Origin of the sequence: Bacillus cereus group sp. BfR-BA-01379 (assembly GCF_022663605.1) — a bacterium.
Classification (GTDB): Bacteria; Bacillota; Bacilli; order Bacillales; family Bacillaceae_G; genus Bacillus_A; species Bacillus_A mobilis.
On the sequence record NZ_JAKUFT010000019.1, the window covers coordinates 21,275 to 45,560 of the forward strand.

The window sequence follows — 24,286 nt, forward strand, 5'->3', positions numbered from 1 at the left end:
AGAAGCTCGCTAGTAGCGAGCTTCTTTTTTATACAAGTAACGGCAATTTCATAACAGCTTCTTCAACCGAACGAACAACATGATTTGCCTTCCCCTTCACATATGGATGAGCATGATGAAGAGTAAATGAATGCGGGGTTACTTCAAACATAGAAATATCATTGAAAGAATCTCCAATGCATGCAACTTCATTTGCTTCAATTTGTAAATGTTCCATTAATCGCCTTAAAGCACTTCCTTTACTTACTCCCCTTGGCATAATATCAACATAGCGTTTACCAGACATAAAAATTTCTGCTTCGCTCTGAAATGTATCTCGTAACTCTTGATCTAATGCTGCAATTGTCTCCTCTTCCCCAAAAACAAACAATTTCGCAGGATGTACAGTCTTACCAAATTCCTCTTCTAATGCTTCTATCTCAGCAATATGCACGCCCATATACGTTTCAAAATTATGATGATGTTCATTCTTTCTTTTTGTATACCGTTGCTCATTTGCACAAACAATATCTGCTAGTCCCTTTTTATGGATATATCGATATATTTCCTGGGCAATCCCATCTTCAAAACTTGATTCATGAAATATTTGTCCATCCGGCAGTAACATCGTCGCTCCATTTAAACTCGTTGTGTAATACGGGAATGCAAACCTATTTACAACTTCATCAATTCGATGAGTAAAGCGGCCAGAGGCAAAACAAATATTTGTCCCTTTTTCAGCTAACCAACTAATTGCACGTTCATCTTCTTTTTGCATATGATTCACATTGTAAACGAGCGTGTCATCTAAATCACTTACAAATAATTTAATCATGTCCTCTTCCCCTTCCATACACAATATCTACTCTAAGTGTACACAAAAAATGTTTGATTTTTGTTAAAAAACAATAAATTTTTGCTAAAAAAATAAACGGGTGTATAATCCCGTTTATTTTTGTCTTTTTACATTTTGAGGTCTTACGATACTTGGACGTACTTTTAAACTAGACATTGTTGGGCGGATTAGAATCTTCGTTAAAGCTCCCCAATCAAATGGTAGAAATGGCCATAAGTATGGTGTTTGTAAACTCTTTATCGATGTTAAAAATAAAAGCAATATCGTCATGCCAATTACAAATCCCATCTCATGGAAGAGACCTGTCAAAATAATAACAAATAACTTTCCAACCTTATTTCCGAGTCCTAATTCATAACTCGGTGTTGCATATGCACCGATCATAGAAACTGCTACATATAAAATAACTTCTGGTACAAACAAACCTACATCGATTGCTATTTGACCAATTAATATAGCGGAAATTAATCCTGCTGCAGACGATAACGGCGTTGGAGTATGAATGGCTGCCATCCTTAAAAACTCAAGTCCGATTTCGGCCATCAACACTTGTAATAAAATCGGTAAATGCGTCATCTTATTCGGTCCAATGAAAGCAAGATTTGCTGGTAAAAGAGTTGGATCAAATACAAATACTAACCAAAATGGTAGTAAAAACAAGGAAAATAAGACACCTAAAAAGCGTACCCAGCGTAAAAATGTACCGACAGCCGGATTTTGTCTAAATTCTTCTGCATGCTGTAAATGGTGGAAATATGTTGTTGGAGTAATCATAGCACTTGGTGATGTATCAACTAGTACTAACACATGTCCTTCTAATATATGATTCGCCGCCACATCCGGTCTTTCTGTATACCGAATAAGTGGGAATGGATTATAGCTTTGCTTTACAACAAATTCTTCCACTGTTTTATCCGCCATCGTAATTCCATCTACATCGATGTTATTTAATTCTTGTTTTATAATCTTTACTAAATCTGGATTTGCAACATCTTGTACATATGTAATACAAATATCTGTTTGCGATCTATCTCCTACTCGAATCATTTCATTTCGAAGACGTGGATCACGTATCCTTCTACGGATTAACGCTGTATTTACAACAATATTTTCAACAAATCCATCCCTTGCACCACGTACTACCTTTTCTGTATCTGGTTCTGTCGGCGTTCGGCCCGGATAACTACGAACATCTATTGCAAACGCTTCTGTTTCACCTTCCACAAATATAATGATGAGTCCTGATAATACTTGGAGCATTACCTCATCCATCGTTTTCACTTTACTTACTTGTTGATGAATTAAACGATTCTCTAAAAGCTTCACTGTATCTTCTTCTACATCCCTTATTTCATTTGTATCCACCGCTTCTTCTAAAATAGGGATAATATAATTCGTATCACAAAGTCCATTTACAAATAACACACCAATTTCTTTATTTAAAATTTGAAATTTACGTATGCCAACATCATATGTAACCCCTAGTCCAACTGTTTGCTTTAAATAATTTTCATTATCGCTCAAAAAAGATGAAATAGGGATATCCACTTTTTTAGGCTTCGTCATAAAATCCACTCCTTTCCAAAATTAATTGAATTGCTTTTCTAGTAATAGGTGATCCTCTCTCCCATTCGTCATTTCCACACATCTTACCAATATCACCAACTCCAACAATGACAGGGACATTCAAATCGTCTAAACAATAAATCGTATCTCCGCTAATCCTGCCAATTTCACCATCTGGAAGTCCAAATTTATCAACACCGTATTCGGTTAAATCCCCGTTTCGATCTACACTTACATCTACACGTGCCCATTCCCAATGATGTGTATTAGACGCTACTGCCAAAATCCCCAGTACATCAATTTGTTTATGTGTAGCTACATATTTTAAAGCTTTTTCACCAGATCCTTCTCCAATAAATCCACTGTCATCAAACATAACAAATACAGGGTCATATGGCGTTTGCATAATAAGCTCAACAACTTTCTTCCCTGTCAATTTGGTTGGATTACTTTGTGATGCTGAAATACACCTTCCCCCAAATTCCTTCGTTAAAAGCTCAATTGTTCGCTTTGCATATTCATCTCCATCTGTGACCAAAACAACCCTTCGTCTCATTTGATTTATCCTTTCGGTTTACATATAAGTGCTACAAAAAATGAAAATAATATCGCCGCCGAAATGCCTGCAGACGTTAAACTAAACATACCCATACCAATCCCTATATATCCGTGTTTTTCTGCCGCATGCATTGCCCCGTGTAATAGGGAATGTCCAAAACTTGTAATAGGAACTGTCGCCCCAGCACCTGCAAACTTTATAAGCTTATCGTACAATCCGAATCCATCTAAAGCTGCTCCTAGTACTACAAAGGTAGCCATTAAATGGGCTGGTGTTAACTTTGCAAAATCTAACAATACCTGTCCAATTACACAAATAGCGCCTCCTACAAGAAATGCATATATAAAATCCACAATTCACTCTCCCTTCACTCTCTCAAATACAACACCATGTGCAATTGTTGGAATGGTTTCTTTCTGTTGCATCATCATCGGGCTTAATAACGCACCAGTAGCAACAACAAAAATCCGTTGTAAATTCCCTTTTTGCATCTCACTTAATAAATGACCATATGTGACAACAGCTGAACAAGCACAACCACTACCACCAGCAAATACTTCTTCTTGATCGGAATTATAGATCATTAATCCGCAATCATTATATATATGCCCAAGATCATACCCTTCTTCCAATAACAGTTGTTTCGCAATCGGTGTCCCAATAGCTGATAAATCACCGGTAACAATTAAATCATAATCTGCTGCACTTCTCTTCAAATCTTCAAAGTGTTGTTGAATTGTGTGAGCAGCAGCAGGTGCCATCGCCGATCCCATATCTAAAGGATTTGCAATCCCTAAATCTTGCACTTTTCCAATCGTAGCTGCCGTAATTTTAATGGCACTTTTTTCTTTACTAATTAATATGGATCCCGCACCTGTAACAGTGGAATTTGCTGTTCCTGGTTTTTGTCCCCCATACTCTGTTGGATAACGGAACTGTCTTTCAGCCGTCGCATTATGACTACTTACTGTCGCTAAAACACGATTTGCGAATCCACCATCTATAAAGGCTGATCCAACCGCTAAAGTCTCCATCGAGGTTGCACAAGCGCTAAACATCCCTAAAAAGGGAATCCCCCACTTACGCGCAACATAATTTGCTGTCACTGTTTGATTTAATAAATCACCCGCTAAAAAGAAATCAATTTGTGATGTTTTTACATTTCCTTTTTGCAAGACTTGCTGAATTGAATCTGACATTAATCTTCTTTCCGCAAGTTCCCAGTTTTCCTCTCCACAATGTAAATCATCGTATGAAATATCAAAATCCTTTCCAAGAGGGCCTTCAGCTTCTTTTGGACCGACAGCAGTACCGGTTGCATTCACATAAATATCATTTTGGAATACCCACGTTTGTTTTCCAGTCAACCTCATACTAGCCCCTCCTTTAAGACATAAAAATGTTAAAAGTATATCTTATTAACCCAATAATATATGCCCCAACGACCCCAAAAACGATAACACTTCCCGCTAACTTAAACATATTGGTAGCAATCCCAAGTACAATTCCTTCACTCTTATGTTCTAGCGCAGCGCTCGCCATAGAATTCGCAAATCCCGTAACAGGTACTGCCGATCCAGCTCCAGCAAATTGACCGATTTTATCATACACGCCACAACCTGTTAAAATCGCTGATAATAATACAAGAGTTGCAACCGTCGGATTCCCTGCCTCTTGTTCACTGAAATGAAAGTAATGTATATAAAATTTCATCAATACTTCCCCGATTGTACAAATGAGTCCACCTACAAGAAATGCCTTAACACAATTTATGAAATAATTTGGTTTCGGATGGTACTCCTTCACTTTATTTATGTAATCATCCTTTAGTTTTCGTCCTGTCATTTATATATTGCCTCCTACTTTACGAAATAAATCCAGTGAAACAACGAGCCTATTACTTTCCCAAGTACAAGAGCAACGAGTAAAACAACAATTTTCCCCTCTACTCCTACTCGTTTCGCTAAAATAGGTAAAACATTTAACACTTCTGTTAATGCGGCTGCAAGCATTCCAACGAATGTGCCACAAAATATTCCTAATATAACAAGCCAATATTGCGACGTTTGAAATGTAATGTTTTTCAAGCTACACCAAGCACCTGTTAACGTACCTGCAATAACTGCCCACTCAAAATACTGAATGTGCTTTCCACTTCTCGTTAATTGAGCTAAGCGAGGGATTATACCAAGTACAGCTAAAAATGCGACATACCCGCTACCTACTGCAATACCTCCCGCTAAACCAATTAAAATAACAAGACCAAACTCAATCATCGGCAAGTTGTTTCATATTGTCCTTGTTTTCATGAACAATTACATATTGGTCAAGTGACTGCTGATATTGGAACATCTCTACTTCTAACGGACTCGGCTCTTCATTAATTCGCTTTTGAAATACATGATTAAAAAATAAGACCATACCTAACCCAAGACCTAATGAATAAGGAATTTGAAATAAAAGTGGTTGCGCCTTAAATTCTCCCGTAATCATGTAATATAACCGTTGATGCACTTGTTGCATGCTCACATCTTCATGGAAATAAATGATGGCAAGGGCCGCTCCAATGAAAAGTAACAACCATACTAGCCCGAAGAAAATTGGATGTACTTTCTTTTTTTCATATATAATTTCAACAAGAGTTTGTCCAGAACCGAGTAAATTAATTTGTATATGAGCCGCTTTTTTTCTAATAATCTCAATAATTTTCATCACATCAATTACGACATGCGTCTTATCATGCGCTGTTATTTTGTAAACTACCTCATCTTGTAACGACTGAACTACGAGAGCATCTCCCGCAAGTTGAGCAACATCACCCAGTTTCACTTCATATGTAGGCGAAACTTTTAATCGATTACGCATTTTAATATAAATTGTTTGTTCCAATTTCCATTCACCTCTTCACTCTTCCTCGTAGTTGTAGTATGGTTATTGAATTTTTTTCTAATACAATTTTTTCATAAAAAAACATCTGTACCATTTCGGTACAGACGTTTTTTTAGTTTATGCCTTTTTCTTAAATAAATTTGCAATACTTAATGCAAGTCCTCCCCAAATGACTACTATACCAATAACCATCATCATAATCGCTGATCCACTCATTATGAAACACCTCGATTTTTCCATTCTTTTTCAAGCTTAGCAGAATCTGAATGTATTTGTGCATTCCATTTCTTTAGACTAATGATTAGCGCAACGATAAGGAACGCTGCTGCAATTGACCAACCATATGTTATGACAAACTCCGTTGGATAATCTCCGTAATTCTTTTTAATATTTTGGATTGTACCATCAATTAACATGTACCCTAACATAAGCGGAGTAATAACGAGTAAACTCACTCTCCAAAATGTCCCTAACTTAATATCGGATACGAAGTTTGCGTGATTTTGATAAACTGGTAAACGGCGTAAAATGAGTCCTATCGTAACTACTTCCGCTAATGCAATTGAAATTAATCCGAAGTTATTAGCGAAATAATCAACAACATCTAGGAACATAAGCCCGCCACGTGTTGCAAAAACAAGAGAAACTAGTACAAGAAGCGTCCCCATAATTCCAATTGTTTTTTGGCGGCTTAAGCTGAACTTTTCAGATACGGCAGCAAAACATACTTCCGCAAGCGAAATGAGAGATGTAATTCCGGCAACTGTTAATGATAAGAAAAATAATACGCCAAATAGCGGTGACATCGGTAATTCATTAATAATTTGCGGAAATACTACGAATGCAAGTCCTACACCAGCACTTGCTACTTTATCAACTGGTACTCCCATATTGTTTGCCATAAATCCAAGAGCTGCAAAGACCCCAATCCCTGCTAATAATTCAAATCCTGAGTTTGCAAAGCCCGTAATAAAAGCATTATTTGTTGTATCTGAGTTTTTCGGTAAATAACTAGAATACGTAATCATAATTCCAAATGCTAAAGATAAGCTAAAGAAAATTTGGCCATAAGCAGCAAGCCATACTTTCCCATCAAAAATACGACTCCAATCTGGTTTAAAGAATGCATCTAATCCTTGCATCGCACCTTCCATCGTCACTGCACGAACTACGATAATAAGGAACATAACAACTAGCAAAGGAATGAAAATGCGGTTAACAACTTCAATTCCTTTTTTAACTCCTTTGAATGCTACACCGAGCACAATAATCCAAACGAGAGCTAATGGAATTAACACTTCCGGTACGAGTCCTCCAAACTGCCCTGGCTTATCTGCAACATGCAAATACTCTTTAAATAAAAATGTTTGCGTGTCTTTCCCCCACGCTCCAGTAATTGAAAAATACGTATATGAAATAGACCAAGCAATAATTACTGCATAATATGTTGAAACGATAAACGTTACACACATTTGCCACCATCCGATGAATTCAGCACGCGGACTAATACGGAAGAACGTAAGTGGCGCGGAACCACGGTGACGATGCCCAAGAGCGAATTCAAACGCCAATAATGAAATACCAGTCGTTAATAATGCGAATAAGTACGGTAAAAAGAATGCGCCTCCTCCATTTTCATACGCTGTATAAGGAAAACGCCATATGTTTCCTAATCCAACGGCAGAGCCGACCGCTGCGAAAATAAATCCAGCCCTCGTCCCCCATTGTTGCCTCGTTTCCATATTTTCTTCCCCCTTTGTGACAAGTTCATACTTGGATTATATTTTAAATTTACTAAATTATCAATAAATTCTGTTAATTTTTACGAAAGTTTACAATCTCCTCCTATTTAAGTCATAAAAAAAATCGAATAGATAGCTATTCATCTATTCGATCTTTCATCTGTTTTAATATTTTCTTTTCAAGTCTTGAAACTTGTACTTGCGAAATGCCTATTCGCTCTGCTACTTCCGATTGCGTTTGGTCTTTATAGTAGCGTAAATACACGATTAAACGTTCTCGCTCATCTAATTCTCTAATTGCTTCTTTTAAAGCAATTTTATCAAACCATTTCGTTTCAGATTGATCTGCAATTTGATCTAAAATAGTGATTGGATCCCCGTCGTTTTCATACACCGTTTCATGTATGGATGAAGGGGCTCGACTCGCTTCTTGCGCCAGAACCACTTCCTCTGGCGTTAGTTCTAACGCTTCGGCTACTTCATTAATCGTTGGGGCCCTTCCGAATTCTTTCGAAAGCTCGTCTCTCATCTTTCGAATTTTATTTCCTGTTTCTTTTAAAGATCTACTTACTTTCACTGATCCATCATCACGTAAAAATCGTTGTATTTCTCCAATAATCATTGGAACTGCATATGTTGAAAATTTCACGTCGAAAGATAAATCAAATTTATCCACCGATTTTAAGAGCCCAATACATCCAATTTGAAATAAATCGTCTGGTTCGTATCCTCGATTAAGGAAACGCTGCACAACCGACCATACGAGACGCATATTACTTTGAACGATTGTATCTCTCGCTTGTTGATCTCCATCTTGACTTTGTTGAATTAACGCTTTTAGCTCGTGGTCCTTTAACTGAGGTTTCTTCTTCTCATTTTTGACCTCTATGTCCATAGGCTATTCTCCTTAATTGCATAGAGCGTTACTATTTGATAAGTATTTTGTCAAATGGATTGTTGTCCCGAAAGATTCGTTTGAAATAACTTCTACTTCATCCATAAAATTTTCCATGATAGTAAATCCCATTCCGGAACGCTCTAATTCAGGTTTAGTTGTAAAAAGGGGTTGTCTTGCTTCATCTAAATCAAAGATGCCAATCCCTTCATCTCGAATCGTGAGTTTCACCATTGCTTCTTCCAAAATTACAGAAATATAAACAACACCTTCTGCATTTCCTTCGTACCCATGAATAATTGCATTTGTAACTGCTTCTGAAACAACTGTTTTAATCTCCGTAAGTTCTTCCATCGTTGGGTCTAGTTGCGCAATAAAAGCAGCTACTGTAACACGAGCGAACGATTCATTTTGACTTAATGCTGAAAATTGAAGGTTCATTTCATTTCTCATTTATGCCACCCCCAACGTCGCGAGCGCATGCGCTTCACTTTCTTCTAAGCGAACAATTTTAAATAAGCCCGACATTTCAAATAAACGTTTAACAGGCGGTGAAATTGCACAAACAACCATTTCTCCACCTAATCCCTTTACATGCTTATATCGGCCTAATATAACACCTAAACCAGAACTATCCATAAACGATAAGTTCTCTAGGCTCAAAACAATATGATGAACACCATGTGTCTCAATCATATCTGTTACTTTCGTTCGCAACTCTTCAGCAGTATGATGATCTAATTCACCCGCTAGTCTCACACATAGGACGTCACGTTTTACTTCTAATTGCATGGAAAGACTCACACGATTTCCTCCTTATGCTCAAACTTTACTCATTTACATACATAAAGATTTTCGTGATACAACATAAGAATCCTTCCTACTGACAAAAGAAGAACTATTTCGCCATAAAGTGAAACCATTCAGCAATTATTTACTTTCATACGAATAGAAAAGCGGCAAAATATTTGCCGCTATTTTGATGTTGAAAACATCCCAAAACTTCTTTTAAATAACTCCCACCAGCTCGCTGCAGCAACATCTTCTTTTGCTACAATTGTTTGTTTTAATAAAACATCTTTATCTTTTTTAATAACAAGTGTACCAAGTGCATCGCCCTTTTTAATCGGCGCTTTCACTTTCTTTTCAGCAATTACTTCTTGCTTTACTTTGTCCATATTTTCGCCCTTCTTCATAAGAAGAGACACATTGTCTGACGCAACTAAATCTACTTTTTCTTTTTTCCCTTTTCCTACTTGGACAGTCTTAATTTTTTCGCCTCGTGTATACAATTTCTTTGTCATATATTGACCAAATGCGTAGTCAAGAAGCTTCGTTACTTGATTGTTCCGTTCTTTCGATGTAGGTGCACCCATAACAACTGAAATAATACGCATCCCATTCTTTTCAGCCGATGCTGTTAAACAATATTTTGCTTCTGTCGTAAAGCCCGTTTTCACACCATCTACTCCAGGATAGAAACGTACTAACTTATTCGTATTCACGAGCCAAAACTTCTTATCCGTATCTTCACGTAAATAGTCTTCGTATTTACCTGTGTATTTGCGAATAAGTGGGTACTTCATTAATTCTCTCGCCATTATAGCCATATCATTTGCTGTAGAATAATGGTCTTTAGCCGGAAGACCTGTTGGGTTTTGGAAATGAGTGTTTTTCAGTCCTAAATCTTTCGCTTTTTTGTTCATCATATTTACAAAACCTTCTTCTGAACCAGCGATATGCTCCGCTACTGCAACAGACGCATCATTTCCAGATGCAATGGCAATACCCTTTAGCATTTCATTTACAGTCATCTCTTCACCAGGCTCTAAAAAGATTTGTGATCCACCCATTGAAGCTGCATGCTCACTTGCTCTCACTTTATCGGTCAGTTTTAGTTTTCCTTTTTCAACTTGTTCCATAATTAATAGCATTGTCATAATCTTCGTCATACTAGCAGGTGGTAACTTCTCATTTGGATTTTTATCAAACAAAACTTTACCTGTATCTTGTTCAATTACAATTGCTGACGACGCTTGTTCCGCTAACTTCGGCGTTGTTTCTTCTGTTTTCTCCTGCTTCGTTTTCTCAGATTGTGCGAAACTAACTGAAGTACCAGAAAGCAATAACATGAAACAAACAAGTATTCCAAAAACTCGCTTCATGACTAACCCTCCATTCTATATCAGACCTATTTTTTCCAATTATTTATTTTTTAATACCATATTTTTCTAATATTTTCAGTTGACAAATACACTCATCACCTATATTGTATTAAGTGTATTACACACAGTAGTACACTTAATACAAGTCAGAAAGGAGACATTGCTCTTGCATATTCAACTTGATCCAAGAAGCAACACTCCGATATGGGAACAAATTGTTCAAAATATAAAAGAACTCGTATTAAAGAACATGTTAGCTCCAAGTGACAAACTACCTTCTGTACGCGAACTCGCTTCTTTACTCGTTATAAATCCAAATACAGTGAGTAAAGCGTACCAAGAGTTAGAGCGACAAGGGATTATTGAAACATTACGAGGAAAAGGAACATTTGTATCCCAATCGATTACCCCAACATTAGACGAAAGGAAAATCGCTATGGTTGAAAAGCAATTTCATCAATTACTATTAGAAGCCTCTTATCTTGGTGTTACGAAAGATAAAATTCATGATTGGATAGATTCATACTATAAAGAGATTGGAGGAAATCCGGATGCTGAAAGTGACGAACTTGAAGAAAACAATTGATAATCAAACGATTTTAGATGATGTTTCTTTCACATTACAAAAAGGAAGTATCATCGGATTACTCGGAAGAAACGGCGCGGGGAAAACAACTTTATTACGAACGATGGTCGGCATTTTAGACCCTGATGCAGGGACTGTTACATATGAAAATACAAACATTCATCAGTGTCCTGAAATAAAGCAAAAAATCGTATATGTCCCTGATTCTACTAACATACTGAACGGATATACGGTAAAAGAAATTGTGAAATTTTACAAATCGGTTTATACCGCATTTGATGAAGCATATTTTTATGAACTGTTAGAACGTTTTAACTTACCAAACAAACGAATTCGTAGCTACTCAAAAGGTATGAAAGCACTACTTGCCATCATTTTAGCCGTTTCTACAAAAGCAGACTATATCATTTTAGATGAACCGACAAACGGACTTGACCCTATCGTGAAACGGCAGATCCTCCAATTTCTCGTTGGAGAAGTTGCAGAAAAAGAGATTACCATTTTCATCTCAACTCACCATTTAGATGAGGTGGAACAAATCGCAGATACAATCATTATATTAAAAGGCCATACTATCTCGTCTATTACATCACTAGACGATGCAAAATCACGATTTGCAAAAATACAAGTAGCTTATGAACGTTCACTACCTCAAAAACTAGAAAACTTAAGCAATATTAAAATATTAAATCAAACAGGAAAAGTATTTACAATCTTAATTGAGGGAAATGTGGCTACAACACTGGAGAAGTTTTATAAAGAACAACCGATACTCATCGAAGAATTAACAATGTCACTTGAAGATGTCTTCGTTACGACACTAGAGGAGGATGGGTATGTTTCATAAGGCGTTGTGGATATGGCATTGGAAACGGGGGAAATATGCTGCGTTACTATTCTTCTTTAGTTCGCTTTATCTTCTATCTCTCGGATACTATAGAAGTGCTCAGATGGAGCTCGATAAATATTACGAATTACAAGAAAAAGGGGAACAGTATTATTATTTTTATACCTTTTCTGCACGCGATGGTAATAGTTTTTGGTTAACTGTTCTTATCATTGCTTTAGCCTGCTTATTGATAGGATGGGAACGGAGTAATCAATCTAATACACTACTTATGACGATGCCATTTAAAAGAAAAAATGTTTTCTTATCGAAATGGGCTTTCGGTTCCTTCTGTATTGTGAGCTCATTACTTATAAATTGGATTATTATGTATATTATTTATAGAACAACCATCCATTTTGATTATCAATCATTTAGTCCATTTCACCGATACTTTCTTTATGCGATAGTTTCTTATGTTGCAGTCTATACAGCTGCTCTATGTATCGGTACTTTTACTGGAAGCATTGTTTCACAGGTCATTTTTTGCATTCCATGGCTACTAATGGGGCTTACATTTATTCCACTAGTGTACACCTTTACGCTAAACCATTTAGAGGCTACCGATACTAAAAATAATAAATTAGATCAACAACTATATGAAATCAATCAAAAAACAAATATAGTTGTACCAATATATCGCTTTTCTATTGATTATAACTATCAGCCAGATTCTCGGAAGAAGGAAAAAGATCCAACTACTTTAAGAAATCCAGCATCTCACGTATATTATTCAGCCAAATCAATGTTAGTCCCTATTTTCTATACAATATTTTATTTACTACTTGGGACATATTTATATGTGCGTTCACCAAATGAAAATAGTCAAAAGATATTTATTTTCCAAAAGCATTTAAAAATATGGATATGGGGGACAACCATTTACTTTTCATTACTAGGTGGCTATAAAATCAATCAATTTTATTTCTTACCTAACTACTATATCAGTTTGTTTCTCGCTGGAATCATTACTTATGTTGTATTATCACGCCTAACAAATTATAAAGTTTTTTAAAGGAGAGATCCTATGTTTCAAAAAGCACTATGGCTAAGAACATATCAACAAAGTAAATATGTTGTATGGCTATTTTGGCTCGTCAGCTTCTATACTTTGTCATATAAATACTATATGACTTCTATTCAACAGCAACACTTTCTAAATGACAATAAAAAATGGAACTATATATATCATTATCACTTTGATTTAACACTTCTAGATCCTGTCATGCTATTAGGTAGCGTACTGATCATTCTAGCTTGTACGTTAATTGGATGGGAAAGACAAAATAACTCTAGCGACTTGTTATGGTCTATGCCCTTTAAACGTTCACACCTTTATATAACAAAGTGGTTGTTTGGAATCTGTAATATTACAGTAATTGTCGTTTCAAATTGGGGGCTATTTGCTATTATGAAAAAGTTGACTTTTCATAATAAATATCAAGTATTCTCCCCATTTCATAGTTACTTTATATACATGTTAATTGTATTATGTGCAATTTATACACTTGCCTTATGTGTAGGAACCATTGCAGGGAATATCATATCGCAAGGATTTCTCACTACAGCTATATTAATCTTTCCAGCTTTACTTCCATCACTTATCTCAGGAGTCATTGCTATTCACTCAAACACTGCATTTCATGAGGACAATAGCCTTATACATAATGTAATGGAAAACATACGTATTTCTAGCCCAGCAGAAGATTTTACTATTAACTTTAATTATGATCCACAAAGCGCTTACACTGATCAAAATGGAGTGCTTCATAACGAGCCAAACTTTACAAAGGTTCCACCGGTAAAAACATTGATTGGACCTATTGCACATATCCTTATTTTATTACCACTCGGTATTTATTTATATGCCCGTTCCGCCAATGAGCGAAATGGTAACTACTTACTATATCCAAAACTACAAAAAGTAGTTTTAGCTTGTGCGATTTTCTTTGGTGGGATCGTTGGAGGTTTAATACTAAGTCACAAGCAGTCATTGTCCAGCTTTTACATCGGATTTTTAGTGACTAGTTTCATTACGTATTTCTTCCTACCTAAAATATTAAAATGGAAAGTCTCTTGGAATTTTAAATAAAATAACCTCCTCTCTATGAGGAGGTTATTTTACATTCTCTCTTTTTTTCCCATACTCTTTTTCTTGCTTCGTTCCAAACCCGTCACCATTTGCTACAATTTGATCTGTTGGAGCAACTATGCTTTCCGCAATTCGCCATTCTCCCTCTTGTTGAATAAACACTTGCATAAAATAATTCATTCCATTTAATTGATACGAATTTTCTTTTTTCACTTCGTAACGCGCTGCAACATAATATACTTGCACATTCTCAGCCTCAAACTTAGAAATATATTGTGATAATCTCGGGATGTACTGCGATGCTTTTTGAAGTGGCAGTTGTTTTACTTTTACAAGAGAAGACTTTGTTACATTACTGATCGTATCTTCATGCCGAATGTTATCACTATGATGAAATAAAATAGCATTCTGCATGGAACGAATCCATAGTTTTGAATATAAAACAGGTTGCTTATTTGAAATATGGTGTAATTCTTTTTGAACGACTTGAAGAGGCGTTGCGGCATCCGCGAATTGATGAAAGCAGAAAAAACTTCCAATCATAATGAAAAGCATAGAAATACGTTTCATAATTTTTCACTCCGATTCTTTTTAATTAAAGTATTGGAGTTTCAAAATGTTTTTATTCAAAAGAAAAAGGATAGGAAAGCTTTCGCTTCCTATCCTCATTTATTATAATACGCGGCCAAATAGCTCTAATACCATTTCTATCTCTTGGTCGCTCCAACCTTTAAATCTCTCTTTATAATATTCTTTACGCACAGCTTCAAGTTTTTCAGTTACTTCTCTTCCGTGTTCTGTAATTTCTAAGTACACGATACGACGGTCTGAATTTGAACGCTTTCTTTCTACAAACCCTTTTCGTACGAGACGATCAGTAACAGCTGTAATATGACTGGAGGTTACGTTTACTTCACTCGCAATTTGCGAAGCCATCTGTGGACTGTTTAAAAATAACGCGCGTAATACAGAAAATTCATTGTATGGCATATGTTCTGCAAAACGTGTATTAATATCATTTTGTAATAAACGTATCATCTTTCGAAATGATCCGGATAACTCTAAAATCAGTGTTTCTCTTTTTTCGTTCACTAGCCTCGTCCCTTTTTTATCATATTTACACATATTATAATCTATAAATACCTATGTTGTATATGCTTTCTTCCCTCAACATTCTCATTTATGTAACTTTTTTCATATAAATTTCTTTTTTGTTCACACATATACATATAAAAAGGATGGTGATGGAAAATGCAGGGTGGAATAAATCCTTATTTACACAACGTACGCACAACTAATACTGGTAAAGAAGCGACTATTACTGTACAAGGTGAAGGTATTGTCAAAGCGAAACCCAATGTTGTTATATTAACACTTGGCATTCGAACTGATAGTAAAAATGTGAAACAAGCGCAAGAAGAAAATGCAGTGCAATCAAAACAATTGCTGGATGCACTTAAACAGCTTGGTATTGCTGATAAAGATATAGAAACGATTTCTTATACAATCACTCCTCAATATGAGTATGTAAATGATAAAGCGTTACTACAAGGATATCGTGTGGAACATTTGTATGAAATTACCGTTTTAAATGTACAAAAAGCAGGGGAAGTATATGATATAGCCGTTTCAAATGGAGCAAACGTAGCAAAAGGTTTACGTTTTCGAATATCTCATCCAAATAAATATTACGAGCAAGCTCTCATTCAAGCTCTGCAACAAGCGGTAGAAAAAGCTCGTGCTATTGCGAGTACATACAATTTAAACATTAATCCAGTTCCACTCTCATTCGTTGAAGAATCTGCCCAATTACCACGGGAAGTGACGTCCTACGCTACTTTACATGCGCAAGCAGCTCCGCCCATTCAATCAGGAGAATTAGAAATCATTTCAACAATACGAGCGATTTTTACGTATTTATAAATAATCTTATTTATAAGTAAACGTTATCATTTTCCTTGTTGTAAAAACATGATGTTTTGATATAATAAAGGACGGTGAGCTCTTACGAAAGAGATATCACGGGTGGGAGAGGGATATGAAAAAGAAGGTTTAACATGAAAGGAATACTTGATAGAACATTTAAATTAGGTTTACACGAAACATCACCAAAACAAGAAGTTTTAGCTGGAGTTACGTCATTTTTCACAATCGTATATATTATGATTGTAAATGCATCCATTTTATCCGATGCTGGCATTCCTCTTGAAGCTGGAATTTTAGCAACTGTTTTCAGTTCATTTGTCGGATGTCTGCTCATGGCATTTTGGGCAAATGCACCTGCTATTCTTGTCCCTGGTATGGGTGTAAATGCATTCTTCACGTACACTGCTGTGCATACGCTCGGATTAACTTGGCAAGAAGCATTAGCGGCTGTCTTCATCTCTGGTATTATTTTTGCAATTGCTGCGTTTACACCAATCGCTCGCGTGCTTTCAGTATCGATTCCAAAGTCATTAAAGGAAGCTATTACTGTCGGTATCGGATTATTTTTAGCATTTATCGGATTGCAAAAAGGTGGTTTAGTCGTTTCGAATCCAAATACTGCTGTTGCAATGGGTAAATTAAGTAACCCTGTCGTTCTTGCGACCGTGCTTACTCTTATCGTTGCACTTGTACTATTTATTCGTAACGTACGTGGAAGCTTTTTATGGACGATTGCAATAGGAACTGGTATTGCATGGCTATTTGGTCTTGTGGATACAAGTCAAATCGGAAATAGTTCATTCTCATTCGCGAGTTACGGCGATGTGTTTGGAGCTATGTCATTTGGCAAACTTTCTTCCTTACCGTTTTGGATTGCAACATTCTCCTTAAGCATGGTGCTTATTTTTGAGAACATGGGACTTCTGCACGGTTTATTAGAAGATGACCGTAAATTCCCACGTGCTTACCAAGCCAATGCAATTTCAGCAATGACATGTGGTCTATTTGGCACAAGCCCTACCGTATCAACAGTAGAGAGTGCCGCAGGTATTACTGCAGGCGGAAAGACAGGTCTGACGTCTATCGTTACAGGGTTGTTATTCTTTGCATCATTGTTTGCACTTCCGTTTGTCAAACTAATTCCTGATAGTGCCATTGCACCAATCTTAATTATTATTGGCGGCCTGATGATTACAAGCATTCAGCAAATTCCTCTGAACGATTTTTCAGAAGGATTTCCAGCGTTCTTAATTATCGTCATGATCCCGCTCACATATAGTATCGCTGATGGCATTGCGTTCGGATTTATTGCTTATCCTATCTTAAAAGTTGCTCTTGGAAAGCGTAAAGAAGTCGCACCGTCTATGTATATCGTTACATGCTTATTCTTAGCCATGTTCGTATTACATGCTATTGGTTAAGTAAAAACACCGAGGAATTTTCCTCGGTGTTTTTTTACTTAAACCATCCTTTTTTATAAAACCAAGCCATCATGCCTCCGCCAATTAGCGCCATTAGAAGTAGACAAATAAAATAACTATACTGTCCACCAAGCTCTGGCATATGCGTAAAGTTCATTCCGTATACTCCCGCAATAAATGTTAATGGCATGAAAATAGTCGAGAATACAGTTAATGTTTTCATAATGTTATTCATATGATGCGAGTTTAATGAAAAATAGCTATCTCGAATATCTGCCGTTAACTCCCGGCTTGCTTCAATCATTTCTGTCAGTTTCAGTAAATGATCATGTATATCTTTAAAGTAAATTTCATGATCACTTATACCGTAAAAACGAGTCGAATTTAAAATACGATACAATAAATCACGCATCGGAATGATTGTACGCCTTAGTTTTGATAAATCTGCACGTATATCAAATACTTCTTCTAGTACACTTCCTGCTGTCTCACCTGTTAAATTATCATCAATTGCATTTAAATGATCCTCAATGTAATATACAGGCGCAAAATAGTCGTCCACAATTTGGTCGATAATGGTATGTGCTACGTGTAAAGGACTATTTTTAATACGCTTCTTTTCTCCAAGTGTTTTCCATACTCTTTCGATTGCATTGTTATGAGAAAAGTGGAAGGAAACAATATAACGATCACTAATAAATAAATCGATCTCGTGCGGTTCTAATCCATCCTCACCAAATGCATGAAGAACTAAAAAGTTATATCCATCATAAAAATCAACTTTTGGCCTCTGTACATATTCTATACAGTCTTCAATTGCAAGGGGATGGAACTTAAAATGATCTTGCAAAATGTATGTATACTCTTCTTTCGTTGGCTTATATAAATCTAGCCAATACCATGCAATATGGTCTTTCGTTGTTTCTTCTAGCGAAACATCATATAATACTTCATCTGTTTTTGTTATTGCACAAATTCTAATCATAATTTCACCCATTATTATTATAAACAAAAAATAGCAAAAAAAGCCAAGGAGAAATACTCCTTGGCCTTTTTTTATTACTTCGTTACAATACCATGCACTAAAGTTGGTGCATCTACGTGGTCTGTAGAGATCTTCATGTTCTCATAAATTTTTGCTTTTACATCTTCCACATTTTCACGGTTTGCGAAAATGGTAACAAGGGATTCACCTTTTTTCACGCTGTCCCCTACTTTTTTGCGAAGCATTAAGCCCACTGCTAAATCAATTTCAGATTCCTTCGTCGCACGTCCTGCTCCTAAAAGCATTGCTGCTGTTCCGATTTCATCTGCAACGATTTCTGATACATAACCGTCTTCCTTCGCTTCTACTTCAATTTTAAACTGTGCTTGTGGTAATTTTGAAGGATCATCAACAACAGATGCATCGCCGCCTTGTGCTGATAAGAACGTTTTAAATGATTCTAGCGCTTTACCGTTGTTCATGACTTCAATTAATTTCTCACGTGCATCTTCTAAAGATGAAGCTTGTCCAGCAAGGTATACCATTTGACTTCCAAGTGTTAAACATAACTCCTCTAAATCTTTTGGCCCTTTACCTTGTAACGTATCAATTGCTTCTTGTACTTCAAGTGCGTTACCAATCGCCTCACCAAGTGGTTGACTCATATCAGAAATAACAGCCATCGTATTACGACCAACGTTATTACCAATGCGCACCATTGCTTCTGCTAAACGTTTTGCGTCTTCATCTGTTTTCATAAATGCACCTGCTCCAGTTTTTACATCAAGAACAATTGCATCTGCACCAGCAGCAATTTTTTTACTCATAATCGAGCTTGCAATAAGCGGGATTGAGTTTACTGTTGCCGTTACATCACGAAGTGCATACAATTTTTTATCCGCAGGTGTTAAGTTTCCGCTTTGACCAATAACTGCGATTTTATTTTCATTTACAAGACGCATGAATTCATCATTTTCGATTTCAACATGGAATCCTGGAACTGCTTCTAATTTATCAATTGTACCACCAGTATGTCCTAAACCACGTCCAGACATTTTTGCAACCGGTACACCTAAAGCGGCTACTAATGGACCTAATACAAGTGTTGTTGTATCACCAACGCCACCTGTTGAGTGCTTATCTACTTTTACTCCTTCAATAGCTGATAAGTCGATTGTATCACCGCTATTTACCATTGCCATAGTTAAATCAGCACGTTCTTGATCGTTCATATCTTGGAAGAAAATTGCCATTGCAAGTGAACTTACTTGATAATCAGGAATATCACCATTCGTATATCCTTCAACAATAAAGTTAATTTCTTCTGTCGTTAATGCATGTCCGTCACGTTTTTTTGCAATTAGGTCCACCATTCTCATTGTGAGGTCACCCCTTCATTTGTTTTACGATTGCTTTTACTAATGCTAAGAAATTAGCTTTAACACGTTCTGTCGTTTCGATTACTTCATCGTGGTGAAGTGGCTGATCTAAAATACCAGCTGCCATATTTGAAATACAAGAAATACCAAGTACTTTCATACCAGCATGACGCGCTACAATTACTTCAGGTACTGTTGACATACCAACTGCATCTCCGCCAAGTGTACGAAGCATACGAATTTCAGCAGGTGTTTCATATACAGGACCTGTCATTCCAACGTATACACCTTCTTGTACTTTAATATTTAGGTCTGCTGCGACTTGTTTCGCCATTTCACGAAGCTCTGTCGTATATGATGTAGACATATCAGGGAAACGTACACCCATTTCAGAATCATTTGGTCCGATTAATGGATTTGTACCCATGAAGTTAATATGGTCTGAAATTAACATAAGATCGCCTGGCTCGAATGATGTATTTACACCACCAGCTGCATTTGTTACAACAACTGTTTCTACACCTAGTTCTTTCATAACACGAACTGGGAATGTTACTTTTTGCATGTCGTATCCTTCATAGAAGTGGAAACGTCCTTGCATTGCTACTACTGTAACACCTTGAAGTGTACCGAATACTAATTGACCTGCATGTCCTTCTACAGTTGATACTGGGAATTCAGGGATTTCACTGTAAGGTACTGTTACTGCGTTCTCGATTTCATCTGCTAATACACCTAGTCCTGATCCAAGGATTAGTCCTACTTGTGGCGTTTCTTGAAATTTCTCTTTTAAGTATGAAGCTGATTTTGTAATAAGTTCACGATTCATTTGTTTATCCCCCTATTTCTTTAGCTCGTTTAAGAAGCTTGTTCCGTGTTCTGGCATTTTCACACCGAAGTTTTCTGCTACCGTTGCACCAATATCAGCAAATGTTTGGCGAAGTGATAATTCTTGTCCGCCATCTTTCATGCTTGGGCTATATGCTAATAACGGTACATATTCACGTGTATGATCAGTACCGTGGTGAACTGGATCATTACCATGGTCTGCTGTAATTAATAATAAATCATCTTCTTTTAGTTTTTCGAATACTTCTGGAAGACGTGCATCATAGTCTTGCAGTGCTTCTCCATATCCTTGTGGATCACGGCGGTGACCGAATAATGCATCAAAGTCAACTAAGTTTAAGAAGCTAAGACCTGTAAAGTCCATGTTTAATGTATCTACAAGCTTATCCATTCCATCCATGTTAGACTTCGTACGAAGTGATTCAGTTACCCCTTCACCATCATAGATGTCAGAGATTTTACCGATAGCAATCACATCGTAGTCACTATCTTTTAATTCATTCATTACCGTACGGCCGAATGGTTTTAACGCATAATCATGACGGTTTGGTGTACGTGTGAATTTCCCTGGTTCTCCAACGAATGGACGAGCGATAACACGACCTACCATGTACTTTTCATCTAACGTTAATTCACGTGCAATTTTACAAATTTTATATAACTCTTCAAGTGGCACTACTTCTTCGTGTGCTGCGATTTGTAATACGCTATCAGCAGAAGTGTAAACGATTAAAGAACCTGTTTCCATTTGTTCTTGACCAAGTTCATCAAGAATCTCAGTTCCAGAAGCTGGTTTATTACCGATGATTTTACGACCTGTTTTTTCTTCTAATTCATCAAGTAATTCTTTTGGGAATCCTTCAGGGAACACTTGGAATGGTGTATCAATGTAAAGACCCATGATTTCCCAGTGTCCTGTCATTGTATCTTTACCAGTAGATTTTTCTTGCATTTTTGTATAATATCCAAGTGGTTTTTCTACTTTAGAGATACCTTTCATTTCACGAATGTTACCAAGACCTAACTTCACCATATTTGGCATTTGTAATCCATTCATATGTTCAGCAATGTGACCAATTGTGTCAGAACCTAAATCACCAAATTGCTCAGCATCCGGTGCTTCGCCGATTCCTACAGAGTCCATTACGACTAGGAATATACGTTTATATTTATTCATAACTGCGACCTCCTATAAGTTCAGTTCTACTTCTTGTAGTATGTTCAAAACGCTATAAAGTGAAACTGTTCTCCATAAGAATTATCTTTCGTTCTCATTGTCAAACAGTACTTCTTTAAATGATTCTCTAACCTATTTCGTTTACTTTGAAACGACTCAAAAACATTTCTAGTTTTTTCTAAGTCAGATGTCAGACATCTGATACGGATATCATACCATGTTTACGCTTTCTTTTTAATACATTTTCGTAGATTTTCTCATTTTCTTCACACTTCTATTGTAATCCATTATGCAAAGAAGTGCTAATTATTTTATGATTTATTTCTTCATATAAAGTGAAAAAATAATTAGCTCACAAATAACGAGATAAAGTGAAACTTTAATCAGTGGGGGGGTTCTTCATCCCCCACTGATTATTAGTTGAACCAATCGGACTTTTATGGGCAGTTGATCCCCCACCTAACTTCTTTGCTTTCGTTGAATTTTGAGGTGGGGGTCTTACTGCCCATTAAAGCGGGATAAAAATAAAAAGTAGCTCTAAAGAGCTACTTTTTATTTTACTTCTACTGTTTCTTCTTTATGTTCATGCAGTTCGCCTTTTTTAACATGAACTTTCACTTTGTAAGAACCGTTTTCTTTGAAAGTATGTTTCGTTTCATACTCTCCTTTATTTCCTTCTTTCGCTGGAATAAATTCGTGTTTTTCAACACCATCTTTCCAAATCTCAAGTTGTACTTCAGCACCAGTTAACGCTTCTTCTTTTTGTTTTAAATGAACTTTCATAGTCGATTCAGCGTTTACTTTTATGTCACCAGCCATAAGGTGGATCATTGTATCGCTTTTATGATCGTCATGCCCTGCACCGTGATCACTATTTTCTTTTTTCGCATCTTCTACTTTTGCATTTCCTACAGCCACTTTATGTTCTGGCATAACATGCATATCGCGTGCATTTGTATGAGGAATAATATGATATACTCCATCAGTTTCAAATGTTTTTTCTACTGCATAAACACCTTTTCCTTTATGCTTACCATCTAACATCTCGTGTTTCTCGTCGCCATCTTTCCAAATTTCAAACTTTACATCATCAGCATCCGTTACTCTTTCTTTTCCTTGCGTAACAAGTGCTTGTACTTCTGTTTTTTCACCAGGTTTAATTTCTTTCGGATTCGTTTGAACCGCTACGTTTATACTTTCAAGTTTCTTTTCTTTTTTCGGTTCTTCTTTGTTTGTATTACAGCCAGCCAATGCTAACATCGCGATAAATAATGTCATAATAAGTTTTTTCATCATCATTTCCTCCTTTATACCTTATTTAGTATAGAGGAAATGCATTGTAATATTCTAGTCTTCTGCTGAAAACAATGTACGAAATGTTTGTGAAGTTTCTGTGAAACGCTCTATCCTTCTGAATCTATGAAAAAAGAGCATAGTAACTATGCTCTCGGATGAAACTGTTTATATACATCTTTTAATCTAGCTTTTGAAACATGCGTATAAATTTGCGTCGTCGAAATATCAGCATGTCCAAGCATTTCTTGCACAGCACGCAAGTCTGCTCCATTTTCTAATAAATGCGTAGCAAAAGAATGGCGCAACGTATGCGGTGTAAGCTCTTTTTCAATATTTGCTTCTTTCGCTAATCGTTTTAAAATTTTCCAAAATCCTTGTCTTGATAATCGATTTCCATGATGGTTTAAAAAGAGTGCATCTACTACCTTTTTACCCATCAATTCTCTTCTTCCCTTTTCAATATACTTTTGAATCGCTTCCGTCGCTAAACTTCCTAGTGGAATAATTCTTTCTTTATTCCCTTTCCCTATGCAACGAACAAATCCCATCGTTAAATGTACATCTTCTAAATTTAAGGCAATTAATTCCGAAACACGAAGTCCTGTCGCATACAATAACTCTAGCATCGCTTTATCACGAACCCCAAAAGCACTCGTCATTTTTGGTGTCTGAAGCAACGCTTCTACTTCATCGATTGATAGTACTTTCGGTAATTTCCGTTCTCCTTGCGGCGTTTCAATATGTACGGATGGATCGTGCTCTACCGCTCGTTCACGAAGTAAGAATTGGTGAAACGAACGAATCGATGCAATATGACGTGCTAATGTTTTCGAAGATTTTCCGTTTTCTTTTAAGTGCTGCAGAAAATTAACAATGTGTAAGCGTGTCACTTCATGAAAGCTTTTCGCCTGTTCTACATTTTGCAAATACTTTACATAACTTTTTAAATCACGTTCATAAGATACTACTGTATTTTTCGCAAGCCCTTTTTCGACAACCATATAATGAATAAAATCTTTTAATTGATCTTCCAATCTA

Annotated in this window: 28 protein-coding genes; 6 read left to right on the forward strand and 22 right to left on the reverse strand. The window is 36.4% G+C overall.

Annotated elements, in window-relative coordinates:
- Positions 1-28 precede the first annotated feature (28 nt).
- The 14 genes from MR113_RS09770 to dacF all read right to left on the reverse strand — a co-directional run bounded on the left by MR113_RS09770 (position 29) and on the right by dacF (position 10,651).
- Positions 29-832, reverse strand: coding sequence for a Cof-type HAD-IIB family hydrolase (locus MR113_RS09770; RefSeq protein WP_242253863.1), 804 nt, complete (start codon positions 830-832; stop codon positions 29-31).
- 96 nt (positions 833-928) lie between these two features.
- Positions 929-2,401: a spore germination protein SpoVAF gene (gene spoVAF, locus MR113_RS09775; protein ID WP_132131141.1), complete on the reverse strand. Its 1,473-nt coding sequence runs from the start codon at positions 2,399-2,401 to the stop codon at positions 929-931.
- A complete protein-coding gene (gene spoVAEA, locus MR113_RS09780; protein ID WP_061679109.1) occupies positions 2,388-2,957 on the reverse strand; it encodes a stage V sporulation protein SpoVABEA in 570 nt (189 codons plus the stop codon). Before spoVAEA ends, spoVAF begins: the two co-directional genes overlap by 14 nt.
- Positions 2,958-2,962: 5 nt before the next feature.
- Positions 2,963-3,313: a stage V sporulation protein AE gene (spoVAE, locus tag MR113_RS09785; protein WP_061679108.1), complete on the reverse strand. Its 351-nt coding sequence runs from the start codon at positions 3,311-3,313 to the stop codon at positions 2,963-2,965.
- Between the two features lie 3 nt (positions 3,314-3,316).
- Positions 3,317-4,333, reverse strand: a complete 1,017-nt coding sequence (spoVAD, locus tag MR113_RS09790; RefSeq protein WP_098585013.1) for a stage V sporulation protein AD — start codon at positions 4,331-4,333, stop codon at positions 3,317-3,319.
- Between the two features lie 13 nt (positions 4,334-4,346).
- The gene (spoVAC, locus tag MR113_RS09795; RefSeq protein WP_242253867.1) at positions 4,347-4,805 is read right to left on the reverse strand and encodes a stage V sporulation protein AC; all 459 of its coding nucleotides are present in this window, start codon (positions 4,803-4,805) and stop codon (positions 4,347-4,349) included.
- A 14-nt stretch (positions 4,806-4,819) separates the two neighbouring features.
- Entirely contained in the window at positions 4,820-5,236 is a 417-nt protein-coding gene (gene spoVAB, locus MR113_RS09800; RefSeq protein WP_097843866.1) for a stage V sporulation protein SpoVAB, read from the reverse strand.
- Positions 5,229-5,849 carry a stage V sporulation protein SpoVAA gene (gene spoVAA / locus MR113_RS09805; RefSeq protein ID WP_063260892.1) on the reverse strand — a complete coding sequence of 207 codons (621 nt, stop codon included), beginning with the start codon at positions 5,847-5,849 and terminating at the stop codon, positions 5,229-5,231. Before spoVAA ends, spoVAB begins: the two co-directional genes overlap by 8 nt.
- Before the next feature lie 117 nt (positions 5,850-5,966).
- Positions 5,967-6,065 carry a methionine/alanine import family NSS transporter small subunit gene (locus MR113_RS09810; RefSeq protein WP_000016826.1) on the reverse strand — a complete coding sequence of 33 codons (99 nt, stop codon included), beginning with the start codon at positions 6,063-6,065 and terminating at the stop codon, positions 5,967-5,969.
- The gene (locus tag MR113_RS09815; RefSeq protein ID WP_242253870.1) at positions 6,065-7,591 is read right to left on the reverse strand and encodes a sodium-dependent transporter; all 1,527 of its coding nucleotides are present in this window, start codon (positions 7,589-7,591) and stop codon (positions 6,065-6,067) included. The genes MR113_RS09810 and MR113_RS09815 overlap by 1 nt, the downstream gene beginning before the upstream one ends.
- Positions 7,592-7,727: 136 nt before the next feature.
- Complete coding sequence (gene sigF / locus MR113_RS09820) at positions 7,728-8,486, reverse strand: RNA polymerase sporulation sigma factor SigF (RefSeq protein ID WP_000350734.1); 759 nt, start codon at positions 8,484-8,486, stop codon at positions 7,728-7,730.
- A 12-nt stretch (positions 8,487-8,498) separates the two neighbouring features.
- Complete coding sequence (gene spoIIAB, locus MR113_RS09825; RefSeq protein WP_001243399.1) at positions 8,499-8,939, reverse strand: anti-sigma F factor; 441 nt, start codon at positions 8,937-8,939, stop codon at positions 8,499-8,501.
- A complete protein-coding gene (gene spoIIAA, locus MR113_RS09830; RefSeq protein ID WP_000059133.1) occupies positions 8,940-9,290 on the reverse strand; it encodes an anti-sigma F factor antagonist in 351 nt (116 codons plus the stop codon). It lies immediately after the preceding gene.
- A gap of 170 nt (positions 9,291-9,460) precedes the next feature.
- Complete coding sequence (dacF, locus tag MR113_RS09835; protein ID WP_000831995.1) at positions 9,461-10,651, reverse strand: serine-type D-Ala-D-Ala carboxypeptidase DacF; 1,191 nt, start codon at positions 10,649-10,651, stop codon at positions 9,461-9,463.
- Between the two features lie 166 nt (positions 10,652-10,817).
- On the opposite strand from dacF, the gene MR113_RS09840 reads away from it, so the two are divergent.
- The 4 genes from MR113_RS09840 to MR113_RS09855 are packed head-to-tail and all read left to right on the forward strand — an operon-like array spanning position 10,818 to position 14,215.
- Entirely contained in the window at positions 10,818-11,237 is a 420-nt protein-coding gene (locus tag MR113_RS09840) for a GntR family transcriptional regulator (protein ID WP_142952734.1), read from the forward strand.
- Positions 11,203-12,084, forward strand: a complete 882-nt coding sequence (locus MR113_RS09845) for an ABC transporter ATP-binding protein (protein WP_242253871.1) — start codon at positions 11,203-11,205, stop codon at positions 12,082-12,084. The genes MR113_RS09840 and MR113_RS09845 overlap by 35 nt, the downstream gene beginning before the upstream one ends.
- Positions 12,074-13,138 (forward strand): ABC transporter permease, encoded by a 1,065-nt coding sequence (locus MR113_RS09850; RefSeq protein WP_242253872.1) that lies wholly within the window; start codon positions 12,074-12,076, stop codon positions 13,136-13,138. Before MR113_RS09845 ends, MR113_RS09850 begins: the two co-directional genes overlap by 11 nt.
- Before the next feature lie 12 nt (positions 13,139-13,150).
- Positions 13,151-14,215, forward strand: a complete 1,065-nt coding sequence (locus MR113_RS09855; protein WP_242253873.1) for an ABC transporter permease subunit — start codon at positions 13,151-13,153, stop codon at positions 14,213-14,215.
- Positions 14,216-14,239: 24 nt separating this feature from the next.
- Here the strand turns inward: MR113_RS09855 and MR113_RS09860 are convergent, their stop codons facing one another.
- Complete coding sequence (locus MR113_RS09860; protein WP_242253874.1) at positions 14,240-14,785, reverse strand: hypothetical protein; 546 nt, start codon at positions 14,783-14,785, stop codon at positions 14,240-14,242.
- Between the two features lie 102 nt (positions 14,786-14,887).
- On the reverse strand, positions 14,888-15,307 hold the full coding sequence (locus MR113_RS09865; RefSeq protein WP_001003313.1) for a MarR family winged helix-turn-helix transcriptional regulator: 420 nt from the start codon (positions 15,305-15,307) through the stop codon (positions 14,888-14,890).
- Between the two features lie 159 nt (positions 15,308-15,466).
- Between MR113_RS09865 and MR113_RS09870 the strand changes: the two genes are divergently transcribed.
- Complete coding sequence (locus tag MR113_RS09870; RefSeq protein WP_242253878.1) at positions 15,467-16,138, forward strand: SIMPL domain-containing protein; 672 nt, start codon at positions 15,467-15,469, stop codon at positions 16,136-16,138.
- A gap of 134 nt (positions 16,139-16,272) precedes the next feature.
- Positions 16,273-17,562, forward strand: a complete 1,290-nt coding sequence (locus MR113_RS09875) for an NCS2 family permease (protein ID WP_242253879.1) — start codon at positions 16,273-16,275, stop codon at positions 17,560-17,562.
- 34 nt (positions 17,563-17,596) lie between these two features.
- On the opposite strand, the gene corA is transcribed toward MR113_RS09875, so the two are convergent.
- From corA to xerD, 6 genes are all read right to left on the reverse strand, one after another.
- The gene (gene corA, locus MR113_RS09880) at positions 17,597-18,559 is read right to left on the reverse strand and encodes a magnesium/cobalt transporter CorA (protein WP_242253880.1); all 963 of its coding nucleotides are present in this window, start codon (positions 18,557-18,559) and stop codon (positions 17,597-17,599) included.
- A 62-nt stretch (positions 18,560-18,621) separates the two neighbouring features.
- Positions 18,622-19,926, reverse strand: coding sequence for a pyrimidine-nucleoside phosphorylase (locus MR113_RS09885; RefSeq protein WP_242253881.1), 1,305 nt, complete (start codon positions 19,924-19,926; stop codon positions 18,622-18,624).
- A gap of 7 nt (positions 19,927-19,933) precedes the next feature.
- Complete coding sequence (locus MR113_RS09890) at positions 19,934-20,755, reverse strand: purine-nucleoside phosphorylase (protein ID WP_001078444.1); 822 nt, start codon at positions 20,753-20,755, stop codon at positions 19,934-19,936.
- Positions 20,756-20,767: 12 nt separating this feature from the next.
- A complete protein-coding gene (deoB, locus tag MR113_RS09895) occupies positions 20,768-21,952 on the reverse strand; it encodes a phosphopentomutase (protein WP_242253882.1) in 1,185 nt (394 codons plus the stop codon).
- A 552-nt stretch (positions 21,953-22,504) separates the two neighbouring features.
- Complete coding sequence (locus MR113_RS09900) at positions 22,505-23,248, reverse strand: FixH family protein (protein WP_242253883.1); 744 nt, start codon at positions 23,246-23,248, stop codon at positions 22,505-22,507.
- Positions 23,249-23,391: 143 nt separating this feature from the next.
- Positions 23,392-24,282, reverse strand: a complete 891-nt coding sequence (gene xerD / locus MR113_RS09905; RefSeq protein WP_000390083.1) for a site-specific tyrosine recombinase XerD — start codon at positions 24,280-24,282, stop codon at positions 23,392-23,394.
- Between the last annotated feature and the right edge of the window lie 4 nt (positions 24,283-24,286).

Excerpts from the sequence above, each read along its gene's own strand:
- MR113_RS09770 (WP_242253863.1), bottom strand. The coding sequence starts at position 832 with ATGGAAGGGGAAGAGGACATGATTAAATTATTTGTAAGTGATTTAGAT.
- spoVAF (WP_132131141.1), bottom strand. The coding sequence starts at position 2,401 with ATGACGAAGCCTAAAAAAGTGGATATCCCTATTTCATCTTTTTTGAGC.
- spoVAEA (WP_061679109.1), bottom strand. The coding sequence starts at position 2,957 with ATGAGACGAAGGGTTGTTTTGGTCACAGATGGAGATGAATATGCAAAG.
- spoVAD (WP_098585013.1), bottom strand. The coding sequence starts at position 4,333 with ATGAGGTTGACTGGAAAACAAACGTGGGTATTCCAAAATGATATTTAT.
- spoVAC (WP_242253867.1), bottom strand. The coding sequence starts at position 4,805 with ATGACAGGACGAAAACTAAAGGATGATTACATAAATAAAGTGAAGGAG.
- spoVAB (WP_097843866.1), bottom strand. The coding sequence starts at position 5,236 with ATGATTGAGTTTGGTCTTGTTATTTTAATTGGTTTAGCGGGAGGTATT.
- MR113_RS09810 (WP_000016826.1), bottom strand. The coding sequence starts at position 6,065 with ATGAGTGGATCAGCGATTATGATGATGGTTATTGGTATAGTAGTCATT.
- MR113_RS09815 (WP_242253870.1), bottom strand. The coding sequence starts at position 7,591 with ATGGAAACGAGGCAACAATGGGGGACGAGGGCTGGATTTATTTTCGCA.
- sigF (WP_000350734.1), bottom strand. The coding sequence starts at position 8,486 with ATGGACATAGAGGTCAAAAATGAGAAGAAGAAACCTCAGTTAAAGGAC.
- spoIIAB (WP_001243399.1), bottom strand. The coding sequence starts at position 8,939 with ATGAGAAATGAAATGAACCTTCAATTTTCAGCATTAAGTCAAAATGAA.
- dacF (WP_000831995.1), bottom strand. The coding sequence starts at position 10,651 with ATGAAGCGAGTTTTTGGAATACTTGTTTGTTTCATGTTATTGCTTTCT.
- MR113_RS09845 (WP_242253871.1), top strand. The coding sequence starts at position 11,203 with ATGCTGAAAGTGACGAACTTGAAGAAAACAATTGATAATCAAACGATT.
- MR113_RS09850 (WP_242253872.1), top strand. The coding sequence starts at position 12,074 with ATGTTTCATAAGGCGTTGTGGATATGGCATTGGAAACGGGGGAAATAT.
- MR113_RS09855 (WP_242253873.1), top strand. The coding sequence starts at position 13,151 with ATGTTTCAAAAAGCACTATGGCTAAGAACATATCAACAAAGTAAATAT.
- MR113_RS09860 (WP_242253874.1), bottom strand. The coding sequence starts at position 14,785 with ATGAAACGTATTTCTATGCTTTTCATTATGATTGGAAGTTTTTTCTGC.
- MR113_RS09870 (WP_242253878.1), top strand. The coding sequence starts at position 15,467 with ATGCAGGGTGGAATAAATCCTTATTTACACAACGTACGCACAACTAAT.
- MR113_RS09875 (WP_242253879.1), top strand. The coding sequence starts at position 16,273 with ATGAAAGGAATACTTGATAGAACATTTAAATTAGGTTTACACGAAACA.
- corA (WP_242253880.1), bottom strand. The coding sequence starts at position 18,559 with ATGGGTGAAATTATGATTAGAATTTGTGCAATAACAAAAACAGATGAA.
- MR113_RS09885 (WP_242253881.1), bottom strand. The coding sequence starts at position 19,926 with ATGAGAATGGTGGACCTAATTGCAAAAAAACGTGACGGACATGCATTA.
- MR113_RS09890 (WP_001078444.1), bottom strand. The coding sequence starts at position 20,755 with ATGAATCGTGAACTTATTACAAAATCAGCTTCATACTTAAAAGAGAAA.
- deoB (WP_242253882.1), bottom strand. The coding sequence starts at position 21,952 with ATGAATAAATATAAACGTATATTCCTAGTCGTAATGGACTCTGTAGGA.
- MR113_RS09900 (WP_242253883.1), bottom strand. The coding sequence starts at position 23,248 with ATGATGAAAAAACTTATTATGACATTATTTATCGCGATGTTAGCATTG.